Source organism: Actinomadura pelletieri DSM 43383, assembly GCF_003634705.1.
Classification (GTDB): domain Bacteria; phylum Actinomycetota; class Actinomycetes; order Streptosporangiales; family Streptosporangiaceae; genus Spirillospora; species Spirillospora pelletieri.
On sequence record NZ_RBWU01000004.1, the window covers coordinates 761,649 to 775,318 of the forward strand.

The 13,670-nt window shown below is 71.6% G+C and carries 15 protein-coding genes; 10 read left to right on the forward strand and 5 right to left on the reverse strand.

Going from position 1 to position 13,670, the window contains the following annotated elements; genetic code table 11:
* Positions 1-176 precede the first annotated feature (176 nt).
* The 4 genes from BZB76_RS21535 (at position 177) to BZB76_RS21555 (ending at position 4,477) form a co-directional block, all read left to right on the forward strand.
* The gene (locus tag BZB76_RS21535; protein ID WP_121436135.1) at positions 177-1,700 is read left to right on the forward strand and encodes a M1 family metallopeptidase; all 1,524 of its coding nucleotides are present in this window, start codon (positions 177-179) and stop codon (positions 1,698-1,700) included.
* 115 nt (positions 1,701-1,815) lie between these two features.
* Positions 1,816-2,604: an ABC transporter permease gene (locus BZB76_RS21540; RefSeq protein ID WP_121436136.1), complete on the forward strand. Its 789-nt coding sequence runs from the start codon at positions 1,816-1,818 to the stop codon at positions 2,602-2,604.
* Between the two features lie 95 nt (positions 2,605-2,699).
* The gene (locus tag BZB76_RS21550; RefSeq protein ID WP_121436137.1) at positions 2,700-3,485 is read left to right on the forward strand and encodes an ABC transporter permease; all 786 of its coding nucleotides are present in this window, start codon (positions 2,700-2,702) and stop codon (positions 3,483-3,485) included.
* Between the two features lie 11 nt (positions 3,486-3,496).
* Positions 3,497-4,477 carry an ABC transporter ATP-binding protein gene (locus BZB76_RS21555; protein ID WP_121436290.1) on the forward strand — a complete coding sequence of 327 codons (981 nt, stop codon included), beginning with the start codon at positions 3,497-3,499 and terminating at the stop codon, positions 4,475-4,477.
* A gap of 31 nt (positions 4,478-4,508) precedes the next feature.
* Here BZB76_RS21555 and BZB76_RS21560 read toward each other — a convergent pair whose 3' ends face one another.
* On the reverse strand, positions 4,509-4,979 hold the full coding sequence (locus BZB76_RS21560; RefSeq protein ID WP_121436138.1) for a hypothetical protein: 471 nt from the start codon (positions 4,977-4,979) through the stop codon (positions 4,509-4,511).
* 224 nt (positions 4,980-5,203) lie between these two features.
* Here BZB76_RS21560 and BZB76_RS21565 point away from each other — a divergent pair, with 224 nt between their 5' ends.
* Positions 5,204-7,246: a DUF6077 domain-containing protein gene (locus BZB76_RS21565; RefSeq protein ID WP_147449488.1), complete on the forward strand. Its 2,043-nt coding sequence runs from the start codon at positions 5,204-5,206 to the stop codon at positions 7,244-7,246.
* A gap of 92 nt (positions 7,247-7,338) precedes the next feature.
* Positions 7,339-7,926, forward strand: coding sequence for a hypothetical protein (locus tag BZB76_RS21570; RefSeq protein WP_211343109.1), 588 nt, complete (start codon positions 7,339-7,341; stop codon positions 7,924-7,926).
* A gap of 462 nt (positions 7,927-8,388) precedes the next feature.
* Here the strand turns inward: BZB76_RS21570 and BZB76_RS34880 are convergent, their stop codons facing one another.
* A complete protein-coding gene (locus BZB76_RS34880) occupies positions 8,389-8,547 on the reverse strand; it encodes a hypothetical protein (protein WP_170180697.1) in 159 nt (52 codons plus the stop codon).
* Positions 8,548-8,586: 39 nt separating this feature from the next.
* Here BZB76_RS34880 and BZB76_RS21580 point away from each other — a divergent pair, with 39 nt between their 5' ends.
* Positions 8,587-8,868 carry a hypothetical protein gene (locus BZB76_RS21580; protein ID WP_147449489.1) on the forward strand — a complete coding sequence of 94 codons (282 nt, stop codon included), beginning with the start codon at positions 8,587-8,589 and terminating at the stop codon, positions 8,866-8,868.
* A gap of 61 nt (positions 8,869-8,929) precedes the next feature.
* Positions 8,930-9,757 carry a helix-turn-helix domain-containing protein gene (locus BZB76_RS21585; RefSeq protein WP_121436142.1) on the forward strand — a complete coding sequence of 276 codons (828 nt, stop codon included), beginning with the start codon at positions 8,930-8,932 and terminating at the stop codon, positions 9,755-9,757.
* A gap of 8 nt (positions 9,758-9,765) precedes the next feature.
* On the opposite strand, the gene BZB76_RS21590 is transcribed toward BZB76_RS21585, so the two are convergent.
* Together BZB76_RS21590 and BZB76_RS21595 are read right to left on the reverse strand one after the other, a co-directional pair.
* The gene (locus BZB76_RS21590; RefSeq protein WP_121436143.1) at positions 9,766-10,095 is read right to left on the reverse strand and encodes a DMT family transporter; all 330 of its coding nucleotides are present in this window, start codon (positions 10,093-10,095) and stop codon (positions 9,766-9,768) included.
* The gene (locus tag BZB76_RS21595) at positions 10,095-10,973 is read right to left on the reverse strand and encodes an LLM class flavin-dependent oxidoreductase (RefSeq protein WP_211343110.1); all 879 of its coding nucleotides are present in this window, start codon (positions 10,971-10,973) and stop codon (positions 10,095-10,097) included. Before BZB76_RS21595 ends, BZB76_RS21590 begins: the two co-directional genes overlap by 1 nt.
* A 156-nt stretch (positions 10,974-11,129) precedes the next feature.
* On the opposite strand from BZB76_RS21595, the gene BZB76_RS21600 reads away from it, so the two are divergent.
* Complete coding sequence (locus BZB76_RS21600) at positions 11,130-11,924, forward strand: class II aldolase/adducin family protein (protein ID WP_121436145.1); 795 nt, start codon at positions 11,130-11,132, stop codon at positions 11,922-11,924.
* 58 nt (positions 11,925-11,982) lie between these two features.
* Positions 11,983-13,038 carry a Gfo/Idh/MocA family oxidoreductase gene (locus tag BZB76_RS21605; protein WP_121436146.1) on the forward strand — a complete coding sequence of 352 codons (1,056 nt, stop codon included), beginning with the start codon at positions 11,983-11,985 and terminating at the stop codon, positions 13,036-13,038.
* Positions 13,039-13,069: 31 nt separating this feature from the next.
* Here the strand turns inward: BZB76_RS21605 and BZB76_RS21610 are convergent, their stop codons facing one another.
* Entirely contained in the window at positions 13,070-13,666 is a 597-nt protein-coding gene (locus BZB76_RS21610; RefSeq protein ID WP_170180698.1) for an HD domain-containing protein, read from the reverse strand.
* Between the last annotated feature and the right edge of the window lie 4 nt (positions 13,667-13,670).

Genomic DNA, 13,670 nt, shown 5'->3' on the forward strand with positions numbered 1-13,670 from the left:
TGCGAAGGCCCCCGCGTCCACATCCGCGGGGGCCTTTCGCGTCCCATGATCAGATCCCGACCTCCCGTGTCCTGAAGATCATTAGTTTCGGCCACATCCGGCAATGTCCTCGACATCAGCCGGAATCAGGCGCATGGTTGGCGCGCTAGATGATCTTTCTAGGGAGAGGATCTCTGATGGCGCGTCACTCCCGGAACGTTCCACGCCGGGCGACCCCCGGGCGGATGCTTCCGATCGCCGTCGCCGCCGTGAGCGTCGTGGCGCTCGCGCCCGCCGCGTCCGCCACCGACCAGGGACGGGGACACGGCCACCAAGGGCGGTTCACCCCCGGTGCCGACGGTGTCGGCGACCCCTATTTCCCGCTTGAGGGCAACGGCGGCTACGACGCTCTCCACTACTCGCTCGACCTGAGCTACGACCCCGACTACGACCAGCTCGACGGGACGGTGACGCTCACCGCGCGGGCCACGCAGAACCTGTCGAGCTTCAACCTGGACCTGTCCGGAATGGACGTCGAGCGGGTCAAGGTCGACGGGCGCAAGGCCGACTACAAGCGCCGCGGCCAGGAGCTGATCATCACGCCGCGCAAGGGCCTGAAGGAAGGGTCGCGGTTCAAGACGACCGTCACGTACGGCGGCGTGCCGCAGACCATCGTCGGATCGCCGATCGTGTTCGGGTCCCCGTACGGATTCCTGCACACGCCCGACGGCGCTTTCGTCGGCGGCGAGCCGAACGGACCGCGCACCTGGTTCCCCGTCAACGACCACCCGATCGACAAGGCGACCTACGACTACACCCTGACGGTCCCGGCGGGCCTCACGGCCGTCGCCAACGGGCGGCTCACGTCGCACTACGGCGCCGTCACCTCGTTCAGCCGCCGTCCCGGCCGCACCCGCTCCGAGGTGTTCAAGTGGCGCGAGGACAGCCCGATGGCGAGCTATCTCACCACCATCGACATCGGCAAGTGGCAGGTCAAGAACGGCAGGACGCCCGGCGGCGTGCCGAACTACACCGCCGTCGACCCGGTTCTCCTGGAGACCCAGCCGGACGCGGTGGACTTCTTCTACAACACCACCAGCGAGGTCACCGACGGCCTGGCGAAGATGTTCGGGCCCTACCCGTTCAGCAGCACCGGCGCGATCGCCGACGACGCCCGCTTCAACGGGCAGCCGCTCGGCTTCTCGCTGGAGACCCAGAGCAAGCCGGTGTACTCGGCCGTCCGCAGCACCGGCACGATCGTGCACGAGCTGGCGCACCAGTGGTTCGGCGACTCGGTGTCGCCGAAGCAGTGGGACGACATCTGGTTGAACGAGAGCTTCGCGACGTGGGTCACCTGGTACTGGAACGAGAAGAACGGTGGCAGGTCCGCCGCCGAGCAGGCGCGTGCGACCTACGACGCCCGGCCGTTCCCGGACCGTGAGGGCCGTCCGTTCTGGTCGGTCGTCCTCGGCGACCCCAAGCGGGACACGATGTTCAACGACCGCGTGTACAACGGCGGCGCCCTGATGGTCCAGTTCCTCCGCGAGAAGATCGGGGACGAGCACTTCCTGACCCTCCTGCGGACCTGGCTCAAGCAGCACAGGTACGGCAACGCCGAGACCAAGCAGTTCACCGACCTGGCCGAAAAGATCTCCGGCCAGGACCTGGACGCGTTCTTCAAGGACTGGCTCTACTCGCCGATCAAGCCCGACCTGCCGTAACACCGCTCGGATCACGCCGGGCCCCGGGGACTCCCCCCGGGGCCCGTTTCCGTGTCGTCCTTTCTGTGGGAAATTACGTGGTGAGGACCGGCTCGCCTCTTTAGGCTCTCGGCAAGTGGGTGTTCTTCCGTGGGTGTGGTGGTACGGCCTGCGCCGGCATACGGCGTATCCGCTCGGGTCCGCCACCGAGGCTTTGACCAACACCGTCTTCGGCTTCATGCGCGCCTATGTTTTGACGGCGCTGTGGCAGGTGCGGCCGTCCCTCGGTGGGTACGACGCGACCGACGCCGTCACCTTCTGTTTCCTCACGCAGGCGCTGATCGGGCCCGTCCAGATCTTCGGCGGGATGGACCTGGCCGAACGCATCCGCAACGGCGACATCGCGATCGACCTGCATCGTCCCGCCGGGTTGCAGGGCTGGTGGCTGGCCGACGACCTCGGCCGCGCGGCGGGGTCGCTGTTGCTGCGCGCCGGGCCGCCGCTGCTGGCCGGGGCGCTGGTGTTCCCGTTCCGCGGCCCGGCCCCGGAGAACGTCGCCGCGTTCGCGGTGGCCCTGCTCCTCGCCGTGACCGTGAGCTTCGCGCTGCGTTACCTGGTGGCTATGGGGATGTTCTGGCTGCGCGACGACCGCGGGCTGAACGCCGTCACGCTCGTGATGTCGCTGTTCTTCTCCGGGATGATCCTGCCGCTGGTCGTGTTCCCCGGGGCGCTCGGCACCGTCGCGCGGACGCTGCCGTGGGCGGCCATGATCCAGGTGCCGGCGGACGTGTTCCTCGGCCGGTACGAGGGCGCGGAGCTGGTCGGCGCGCTGGCCTTCCAGACGGGCTGGGCCGCCCTGCTGCTCGGGTTGGGCGCGCTGGCGACGCGGGCGGCCCGCCGGAAGCTGGTGGTCCACGGTGGTTGACGGCACGGTGGTCGACGGCACGGTGGTCGACGGCACGGTGGTCGACGGCACGGTGGTCGACGGCACGGTGGTCGACGGTGATTGACGCGGGGCGGATGTACGGGCTGCTCGTCTGGACGTGGGTCCGGGCGGCGGCGCAGTATCCGGTGTCGATGGTGCTGCTGGCTCTCGCCACGGCCGTCGTGACCGGGCTGGACGTCGCCGCGATCGTGCTGCTGTTCTCGCAGGCACCGCGCATCGCGGGGTTCGGCTCGTCGGAGGTGCTGTTCCTGTACGGGACTTCCGCGCTGTCGTTCGGCATCTCCGACATCCTGTTCGGCACCACCGAGCGGCTCGGGCACCATGTGCGGCATGGGACGCTCGACGCGATGCTGGTGCGTCCGGTGAGCCCGCTGATCCAGATCGCGACGGAGGAGTTCTCGCCGCGGCGCTTCGGCAAGCTCGTCCCGGCGGCGGCCGCACTGGTGTTCGCGCTGTCCCGGGTGGAGGTGGCGTGGACGCCGGGCCGGGTCGCGATGATCCCGGTCATGGTGCTGTCCGGGGCGGCGATCTTCGGGGCGCTGTGGGTGCTGACGGCGGCGGTGCAGTTCGTGATCGTCGACATCCACGGCGCGAGCAAGTCGCTGACCTACGGGGGCGGGTTCCTCACCCAGTACCCGATGACCATGTTCGCCCGCGACTTCGTCCGCGGTGTGACGTTCGTCGTGCCGTTGGCGTTCGTGAACTGGCAGCCCGCGCTGTACGTCCTGGACCGTCCCGACCCGTTGGGGTTGCCGGGCGCGACGCGGTTCGCGTCCCCGCTGGTCGCCGCGGCGCTGTGCGGGGCGGCGGCGCTGGCGTGGCGGGCGGGGCTACGGCATTACCGATCGACAGGGAGCTGAGGCCGGTGACGATGATCGAAGCCGAGAACATCGTGAAGTCGTTCACCGTCCGGTCCAGGTCGGGTTTCCTGCGGCGGACGCGGATGCCGCTGGTCGCGGTGGACGGGGTGTCGTTCACGGTCGCCAAGGGCGAGTTCGTGGGGTATCTCGGTCCGAACGGCGCCGGGAAGTCCACGACGATCAAGATGCTGACGGGGATCCTGACGGCGTCGTCGGGCAGGCTGCGGGTGTGCGGGCTCGACCCGTCGCGGCGGCGCACGTCGCTGGCCCGCCGGATCGGGGTGGTGTTCGGGCAGCGGACGACGCTGTGGTGGGACCTGCCGCTGCGCGACAGCCTCACGCTCGTCCGGCGGCTGTACCGCGTCGAGGCCGCCGCGCACCGGGAGCGGTTCGCCGAGCTGACGGCGCTGCTGGAGCTGGAGCCGTTCCTGGACACGCCGGTCCGGCAGCTCAGCCTGGGGCAGCGGATGCGCGGTGACCTCGCCGCCGCGCTGCTGCACGACCCGGAGCTGCTCGTCCTGGACGAGCCGACGATCGGCTTGGACGTGGTGAGCAAGGCGACCGTCCGCGAGTTCCTGGAACGTATCAACGCCGAGCGCGGCACCACGATCCTCCTGACCACGCACGACCTCGGCGACATCGAGCGGCTGTGCCGCCGCGTCCTGATCATCGACCATGGACGGCTCGCCTATGACGGCGCCCTGGACGAGTTGCGCCGGACCGTGGACGCCGACCGGCTGCTGGTCGTCGAACTGGAGCGGCCGGGTCCGCCGATCGTGTTGGACGGCATCCAGGCGGAGCGGGTGGAGGGGCCGCGACAGTGGCTGCGGCTGCCGCGCTCGGCGAACGCGGCGACGGTGGTGGCCGAGCTGACCCGCGTCCACCAGGTCCGTGACATCTCGCTACGGGAGGCGGGGATCGAGGACGTGCTCGCCGCCCTCTACCGGGGCGACCGCGCGTACCGGCGTCCGGGACGTCCCGTGGCGCCGTGACGAGCCGTCCCGGGAGTGGGGTGTCGTCGGGTCAGCGTTGGGCGCGGGCGTAGAAGTCCATGTCGGCGGCGTCCTCGTCGTCGTGGGAACTCCAGCGGCGCGGCGCCCACGCGGGCATCAGCAGCGCCAGGCCCATCATCGCGTACACGCCGGAGCCGAGCAGCATCCGCAGGCCGAAGTCCATGTCCCCGGCGGGCGGCACCCTGCCGGGCAGGTCGAGGACGCCGTCCGGGTCGACGAGGAACCAGCCGGAGAAGCCGAGCAGCGCCAGCGCGGGCACCAGCGAGACCAGCGGCGACGCCCAGCGCGCGACGATGACCACGCCCATCACCAGGCCCACGGCGGCGAGCAGGGCGAACGCTCCGTAGATGCGGGTGCGGTCGGTGATCTCCTGGCCGGTGCCGTCGAAGGACTGTCCGGCCTGCACGTATCCCCAGGCCGCGCCGTACACCAGCCCGGGCGTCAGCAGGACGCCGAGGAAGAAGCCGAACGCATGACGCACCGCGCATCACTTCCATTCGTTCCGAGGCCGCCCCAATTGCAACATGTGCATCGGGCATAGCGCAGTAAAACCGCCCAATAACGGACTCGAAGAACTGGTTGCGCACGGTGACCATGGACCTACTGGGAGCATGGGCGCGGACGTCGCACATAACGAAATCGATCCAGGGCACCGTGCTCTCGACCGCCTCGGCGAGGGCCCGGAACGCGCACGGGGGGAACCAGGTGATCCAGTTTCTGGACCGCACCGCCGCGACGGGCGAGCGGACGACGCCGACGCGGGTGACACGGCTCGTGGACGCGTTCACCGACCAGGTGGTGCTGTTGTTCGCGACGTGGACGGTCGTCTTCCATCTCGGACTGCTGTTCCACCCGTCCACGTCCGTGTTGCTCCTGGTGTGGCTCGTCGGCGCGGTCGCGATCGCCCTGGTGTACGCGGCCCGGCGCGGCTGGTGGGCCGGGCTGGTGTGGCGGAAGCCCTCCGACGCGGCGGTGCCGGGGGCGGTGCCGCGTGCGCTGGTGGTCGTGGCCGTCGGGGCGGGCGTCGTGGCGGGAACGTGCGCGGGCCTGCACCCGTCCGGCGTTCCCTGGTGGTGCGCGTGGGTTCCGGGGATCGTCAGCGTCGCCGCGTCAGCCGCCGCCCTGCTCGTCCGCCGCACGGGCACCGGCATCGAGGGCGGTCCTCCTCCGGTCGAGAACCACCCGGACGGTCGAGACGAGGAGACTCGGTGGGGAACGCCGGTCGCGCTCCTCACCGGCGCCGGGTTCGCCGTCGCGTCGCTGTTCATCGTGAACACCGACGGAGACGACGCGTACTTCGTCTCGCGTTCGGTGGCGACCGCCGCGACCGGCGAGATCCCGCACAAGGACGTCATCTTCACCCCGGGGACGGCGGACGAGATCTCCGGTGAGCCGCCGGTGGCGTCGATCGAGGTCCTCGCCGGGGCCGTCGCACGGGTGCTCGGCGTCCACGGGGCGTCCTTCGTCTGGTACGCGCTGCTGCCCGCGGTGACGTTCCTCGCGGTCTGGGCGCTCTGGCGGCTCGTCCGGTCCTGGGCGCCGCGTCACGCCGTCCTGTGCTTCGCGGTCGGGGCGGTCTACCTGCTGTGGAGCGGGACGAGCCGGGCATCGCTCGGCTCGTTCCATCTGCTGCGCATGTGGCAGGGAAAGGCGGTGCTGGTGTCGGTGCTGGTGCCGCTGCTCCTGGTGTACCTGACGCGGTGGGCGGAACGGCGGTCCCGGGGCGACCTCGCGCTCCTCGGCGCCACCGGGATCGCGGCGACCGGGCTGACCTCGTCCGCCGCGTTCGTCGTGCCGCTGGTCGTCGGGGCCGCCGCCGTGGCGTTGGTCGCCGCCGGTCGCGTCCGGACCGGGCTCGCCGCGTGCGTCGCGGCGGTCTACCCGATCGGGTCGGGCCTCGCCGTGAAGCTGTTCTACGGCGACACGACCGTGCCCGGGACCGTGCACGACGCCCCGGGAAGCTATCGGTGGGTCCTGTTGCACGGCGCGCTCGGCGTGATCGGCGGGTGCGCGGTGTGGCTGTCGCCGTGGACGGCCCGGCGCGGCGTCCCCGCGCTGCTGGCCGCCGGGGTGGCGGCGGTCCTGACGGTACTGGTCGTCCCCGGCGTCCTGGAGACGGCCGCGGATCTGTCGGGCGCGGGACAGGTGCTCTGGCGGACGATGTGGGTCGTCCCCGCCCCGGCACTGATCGGTCTGCTGGCCTCGGTGCGACTTCCCGCCGGACGATGGCCGGGGCCGGTGCGCGTCGGCGCGGCGGGCGTCCCGGCCGCCCTGCTGGTCGTGGCGCTGGTCGTGGGCGGGACTCCGGTGTGGTCCGAGTCGAACGGCTCCAGGGTGGCGTCGCGTCCGGCGTGGAAGGTCCCGCCGGGCTCCGTCGGCACGGCGCGGGACGTGGTCGAGATCGCCGGGCCGGGCGGTCTGGTGCTGATGCCGACCGGGGTCATGCGGGTGGTTCCACTGCTGACCGTCCGCACCCAAGCCGTCAATCCGAACAGCCATTACCTGAAGTTGTTGCCGGTGGATCCGCGGGTCATCCGTGACCGGCAGGTGCTGTCCGCGGCGGTGCGCCGGTCGTCCGGTCGCAAACCGGAGGCGTCCGAGGTCGCGGCGGCGCTGTCACGCGCAGGGGTGGACGTGGCGTGCGCGTACCCCGGTGACGAACGCGGCCTCGCCCTGTTGGAGAAGGCCGGATACGACGAGGAACGGCGCGTCGGCAATCTCCGTTGCCTCCTCCCTCCACGAAGCTGACCTCCCCTGACCAATTCTTGGTGCTTTGTTTTGGGGGTCGCTATTTGGGCATCGGCGTTCCAGTCGATCCGACGCATGTTGGAGGGAACACCATGTCGACCGCGATATTGGTCGTCATCATCGTCATCGTCGTCGCCGCCATCGTCGCGGCGGCGTATCTCGCCCGGTCCGGGGCACGGACGCGGCAACTCAAGCAGCGCTTCGGTCCCGAGTACGACCGGGCCGTGGAGAAGCACGGCGGTCGCGCCGCCGCCGAGCGGGAGCTGCGCTCCCGTGAGGAGCGCCACGAGGAACTCGACCTGCGCGAACTGGACCCGCAGCGGCGGGAGCGGTACCGCGAGCAGTGGGTCGGCGTCCAGGAACGCTTCGTCGACAACCCCGGGGCGGCGGTCGAGCAGGCCGACGGCCTCCTCACCGTGGTGATGGGCGAGCGCGGCTACCCGACGCACGGCTTCGAGGAGAAGGTCGCCCACCTGTCGGTGGAGCACGGCCGCACGATGGACCACTACCGGCGCGCCCACACCATCAGCGGCCGGGCCAAGGCCGGGGAGGCGTCCACCGAGGACCTGCGGCAGGCCATGGTGCACTACCGCGCCCTCTTCGAGGAACTGCTGGCCACCCCCACCGGCGGACCCACCGAGCGGGCGAGCCACGCCGACGGCCGGACCACGAGGAGCTGACCCCCGATGGAGCACAGACGACCCGACATCCGCGCCGCGGAAACGGGCGAACCCGGCGGCGCCGACACGCACGTCGCGGGTCCGGCACCGAAGCCCCCGGCGTTTGACGCCCCGGGCCCCACTCCCCTACCCCCCACCACGACAGAACAACGCACCCCAAGAGAAGGGCTCACCCCGGCTGAACAGCGCGCCTCGGGTGAAGAGCGAAGCCCAGGCGGACGACACAACCCGGGCGTAGGACCCATCTCGGGCGAACAGCGCACCCCCGTAGAGGGACGCGCCTCTGCCGAACAACACCCGCCGGGCGTAGGGCACGCCCCGGGCGAGCAGCGCACCCCGCGAGAAGGGCACACCCGGGGTGAACAGCACACCCTGGGCAAAGAACACGCCCCAGGCGGAGCGCACGCCCCGGGCGGACAGCACACCCCGGGCGAAGGACGCACCCCGGGCATTGAGCGCACCTCAGGGGAACAGCACACCCTCGACAAAGAACACGCCCCGGGCGAGCAGCGCACCCTGGGCAAGGAGCACGCCCCAGGTGAGCAACTCACGCCGGGCGAAGGGCGCACCTCGGCTGGGCGGCACACCGCGGGTGGAGGGCACATCGCGGGTGAACAGCACGCTCCGGGTGTCGGGGGCGCCGCGGTGGAGCGGTCCGGTGTGGTGGGGCAGCGGGAGAAGCTGCTCGGGCCCGACGAGACGGGGCGGTTTCGGGAGCGGTGGCACGAGGTTCAGGCGGCGTTCGTCGACGACCCGGCCGCCTCGGTGCGGCAGGCGGACGAGTTGGCCGCCGAGGCCGTCGACGCGCTCGGGCGCGTGCTCAGCGTGCACCGCCGGACGCTCGCCGAGGGACTGGAGCAGCGCAACGGCACCGACACCGAGCGGCTCCGCCAGACGCTGCGCGACTATCGGGACCTGCTGAACCGGGTCATCGACGCCTGACATGCACCCGGCCCGGCGGTCGAGGCGCCGGACCGTCCGGGCCGGGTGGTAAGACTGACCCATGGGCGACAGGCCGGTCGAGTTCGATGACCAGGGCGGATGGTGGCTGGCGAGGGGTCGGCCACATCCGGCGCTGCGCCCGTTCCTGCGCTCCTATGACGGTTACTGGGAGCCCGAAGTCGTCCCGACCCGGATGCGGACGCTGCCGACCCGCGCCACCGTCGTTCTCATCAACCTGGGGCCACCGCTCTACCTGGAGGTCCCCGGCGGCGCCGGCGGCCGGGAGTACGGCTCTTTCATCGCCGGGATGCACGATGGCCACGGCATGTACGTCAGCCCCGGCGGGCAGCGCGGCATCCAGCTCGACGTGACCCCGCTCGGCGCCTACACCCTCTTCGGCGTTCCGATGTCCCGGCTCACCAATCTCGCCGTGGAGCTGTCCGAGTTGCTCGGGCACGGCGCGGACGCGCTGGTGGAGCGGCTCGGGAACACCGCGTCATGGGTTGAGCGGTTCGACGTCCTCGACCGGTTCCTGCTGCGGCGGCTGGAGAGCGGTCCCGTGCCCGACCGGGAGGTGGTCAGGGCGTGGCGGCTGCTGAACGCCGATCCCGCCGTCCCGGTCGCCGACATCGCCGCCGACGTGGGCTGGAGCCGCAGGCATCTCACCCACCGGTTCCGGGAGCAGGCCGGGCTGCCGCCCAAGGTGATGGGCCGCGTGTTCCGCTTCCGGCACGCCGTGGAGCTGCTGACCGGTGGCGTCGGGCTCGCCGACGCCGCGTCCGTCTGCGGCTACTACGACCAGGCGCATCTCAACCGCGAGTTCCGCGCCCTGTCGGGCTGCACCCCGACCGAGCTGCTCGGCGGGCAGTTGGAGCTGCAGCCCGGGTGAGGGGCCGGTCAGCCCTGGTGCACTCCCCCACCCAGGTTGATCACGATCACGCCCACCACGACGATCACCGCGCCGACGATGGTGAGCGGTCTGACCGGTTCGTCGAACAGCAGCACACCGCCCGCGAACGCGCCGATCGTGCCGAGCGCGGACCAGATCGCGTAGACGGGGCCGACGTTCAGCGACGTCAGCGCCTTCGCCATGAACACGAAAGAGATCACGTACCCGGCCACCACCACCAGCGACGGCCACAGCTTCGTGAACCCCTCGGAGGCGCGCATCGACAGCGTCGCGGTGACCTCGAACGCGATCGCGAAGGCCAGCAGTACGAACGGCATCAGCGACGCTCCCTTCGCTCGGCGTGGTTCGTCGCGATCGTCTCGAAGACCTTGAGGTCGGCGTCGAACGCGGATCCGGGACGCGGCCAGTGCAGCACGATCTCGGTGATGCCGAGTTCGGCGTAGCGGCCCGCGAGGTCGGCGAACGAGCCGGGCGACTCCAGCCACGGCTCGCCGCTGAAGCCGGTCAGCAGGATCCGGTCCTCGATCTTGCGGCCGGCCGCCTCGCACGCGGCGTCGAGGGCGTCCAGCCGGGAGCGCACCACGTCCCACGGCTCCCCTTCACCGGCGTTGGGGCTGGTGACCCAGCCGTCCGCGTACCGGGCGGCGAGCCGCATCCCGCGCGGGCCGTCACCGGCGATGACCAGGGGCACGCGGGGACGCTGCACGCAGCCCGGCCCCTGGAGGACGTCGCGCGCCGTGTAGTACGTCCCCTCGAAGGTGGTCTCCGGCCGCCGCAGCAGCAGGTCGAGGAGTTCCACCCATTCGGCGAAGCGGGAGGCGCGCTCGCCCGGCGTCCAGTCGTCCCCGCCGAGGACCCCGGCGTCGGAGTCGCGGTGGGTGCCGCCCGCCCCGATCCCGATCGTCAGCCGCCCGCCGCCGACATGGTCGATCGTCCTGATCGCGTGCGCGGTGGGGACGGGATGCCGGAAGTTCGCCGAGGTGACCAGGGTGCCGATCCGGAGCCGCGCGGTGACCGCGGCGGCCGCGGCCAGCGTCGTGTAGGCGTCGTACCAGGGGGTGGTGCCCCGCCACGCGAGATGGTCGTACACCCAGGCGTGCCGGAACCCGAGGTCCTCGGCGCGCCGCCACAGCTTCCCCGTCTCCGGCCATGACCGCACGGGCCACATCACGGTGCCGATCCTCGGTGCGGTCACCGGTCCCTCCGTCCTTCGTCCCGGTACGTCCCCGACCCGGGACATGTCCTCAAATAGATCACGACTTCGCACGCGCGAGCCACCGATTCGGGCGCGGCCCTGGCCGGACGCCGAAGAATGATGTTCGGTGGACGTAGCCGAGCGGAGGAGTACGCGATGTCCGACGAGGACGAGTTCCTGGAGAAGCTGCCCACCGACCTGATCTTCCGGCTGCCGCCGACGTTCGACGACGTCGAGGACGAGCGCCGCCACCGCAAGGAACGTCTCGCGGCCGCGCTGCGCATCTTCGGAAAGTTCGGCTTCGAGGAGGGCGTCGCCGGGCACATCACGGCCCGTGACCCCGAACGCGCCGACCATTTCTGGGTCAACCCGTTCGGCGTCTCGTTCAGGCACGTCCGGGTCAGCGACCTGATCCTGGTGAACCACGCGGGCAAGGTCGTCGAGGGCCGGTACCCCGTCAACGAGGCGGCGTTCGCGATCCACTCGCAGATCCACCAGGCGCGGCCGGACGTGGTCGCCGCCGCGCACAGCCACTCCACCTATGGGCGCGCCCTCTCCGCGCTCGGGCAGCGGCTGGAGCCGATCACGCAGGACGTGTGCGCCTTCTACCAGGACCACGGGCTGTTCGACGACTACACCGGCGTCGTCACCGATCTGGAGGAGGGAAAGCGCATCGCCGCGGCCCTCGGCTCGACCAAGGCGGTCGTCCTCCGCAACCACGGCCTGCTCACGGTCGGCGACACCGTCGATGCCGCCGCCTGGTGGTTCATCACGATGGAACGCTCCTGCCAGGTGCAGCTCCTCGCCAAGGCCGCCGGGCCGGTCGTCCCGATCGAGCACGACAACGCCGTGCTCACCCACGACCAGATCGGCAACGACCTCGTCGGCTGGATCAACTACCAGCCCCTCCACGACCAGATCGTCCGCGAGCAGCCCGACCTGTTCGACTGACGCCGCTCCGGGCCGCCCGGTCCCCCGCCGTCGCCACGCCATCGGTCATGATGCGGGGATGGACCTGCGTGTTGCGCTGATCGGATACGGCACCGGGGGCTCGGTGTTCCACGCTCCGCTGATCTCGTCGGTGCCCGGGATGCGGCTCGCCGCGGTCGTCACCGGCGACCCGGAGCGGCAGCGGGCCGTCCGGGAGCGGTACCCGGACACCGATGTCGTCGACGGTCCCGACCGGTTGTGGGGCGCGGCGCGCGCCTACGACCTGGTCGTGGTCGCCGCACCCAACCGATGGCACGTTCCAATGGCCCGGACAGCGCTGACCTCCGGCCTTCCCGTCGTCGTGGACAAGCCGGTGGCGGCGTCGACGGCGGACGCGCGGTCGCTGGCCGCGCTGAGCGCCGTCCGGGGCCTGCCCGTGTTCCCGTTCCACAACCGCCGCTGGGACGGCGACCACCGGACCGCGCAGCAGCTGATCACCTCGGGGGCCCTGGGCGACGTTCGGCGTTACGAGTCGCGCTTCGAACGCTGGCGTCCCGAGGTCACGGCGAACTGGAAGGAGAGCACCGACCCGCGCGACGCGGGCGGTGTCCTGTTCGACCTCGGCACCCATCTGATCGACCAGGCGGTCGCGCTGTTCGGCCGTCCCGCCTCGGTGTACGCCGAGATCGACAGGCGCCGCGCCGCCGGGACCGCGCCCGACGACGTGTTCGTCGCCCTGACGCACCACGGCGGTGTCCGCTCCCATCTGTGGGCGGGCGCGACGGCCGCGCGACCCGGCCCGCGGCTGCGGGTGCTGGGCAGCCGCGCCGCCTACACGGTGACCGAGATGGACGCGCAGGAGCAGCAGCTGCGTGGCGGCCTGACCCCGACGGACGCCGGCTACGGCGCCGTCCCGGCCGGGTCGTTCGGGGTGTTCGGCACGCCGGGCGACGAGCGTCCCGAACCGACCCTGCCGGGCGCCTACCACGACTTCTACGCGGCCGTCGCCCGCTCCCTCACGGGCGACGCGCCCCCTCCGGTCACGCTCGCCGACGCGATCACGGGCCTGGAGGTCGTCGAGGCCGCGGTCCGCTCCGCCGCCGAAGGCACCGTGATCGACCTGGCCGACCGCTAGGACGACCCGCGGCGCGCACCCGCGGCGGGCCTCACCCGTGGATCGGATGGGCGGACTGGAAGGCCAGCCGCCGGTCGGCGGCGTCGCCGATGTCGGTGAGGAGGTCGTCGAGGGCCGCGTACTCCGCCCATGCCGGACCGCCCGTCTCCCGGGTCACGTGCGCCACGACGAGGTCTTCGAGGTCGGGGACGCGCCTGTTCTTCCACGCCTTGTCGGCGAGGCTCACCAGCAGGTCGTCGAGGGTGACGCCGGGGTGCGTCCAGGACGCGTGCGTGGCGGCGAAGCGGGCGAGGCCGTCGTCGAACCCGTGGCGCAGCAGCAGGTCCCGGCCGGCCGGTTCGTGGGCCGAGCCGGGCCCGGACAGTTCGGCCACGTGCACGGACTTGCCGATGTCGTGGGTCGCGGCGCCGAACAGCACGGCCCGCCGGTCGACGCGCAGACCGGGGTGGCGCCGCTCGATCCAGTCGGTGATCCGCCAGGCCACGTCGTGGACGAGCCGCAGGTGGGCGGCCAGCCGGGGCGGGCAGTCCAGCGACCTCAGCAGGTCGACGACCCGGTCGGGCAGCGGGCGCAGCGGCGGATCGGCGGGGTCGTCCAGGGCGTGGGCCAGTGCGGCGGACGACGTCACCGGA

Excerpts from the sequence above, each read along its gene's own strand:
- BZB76_RS21535 (WP_121436135.1), top strand. The coding sequence starts at position 177 with ATGGCGCGTCACTCCCGGAACGTTCCACGCCGGGCGACCCCCGGGCGG.
- BZB76_RS21550 (WP_121436137.1), top strand. The coding sequence starts at position 2,700 with ATGTACGGGCTGCTCGTCTGGACGTGGGTCCGGGCGGCGGCGCAGTAT.
- BZB76_RS21555 (WP_121436290.1), top strand. The coding sequence starts at position 3,497 with ATGATCGAAGCCGAGAACATCGTGAAGTCGTTCACCGTCCGGTCCAGG.
- BZB76_RS21570 (WP_211343109.1), top strand. The coding sequence starts at position 7,339 with ATGTCGACCGCGATATTGGTCGTCATCATCGTCATCGTCGTCGCCGCC.
- BZB76_RS21585 (WP_121436142.1), top strand. The coding sequence starts at position 8,930 with ATGGGCGACAGGCCGGTCGAGTTCGATGACCAGGGCGGATGGTGGCTG.
- BZB76_RS21590 (WP_121436143.1), bottom strand. The coding sequence starts at position 10,095 with ATGCCGTTCGTACTGCTGGCCTTCGCGATCGCGTTCGAGGTCACCGCG.
- BZB76_RS21600 (WP_121436145.1), top strand. The coding sequence starts at position 11,130 with ATGTCCGACGAGGACGAGTTCCTGGAGAAGCTGCCCACCGACCTGATC.
- BZB76_RS21605 (WP_121436146.1), top strand. The coding sequence starts at position 11,983 with ATGGACCTGCGTGTTGCGCTGATCGGATACGGCACCGGGGGCTCGGTG.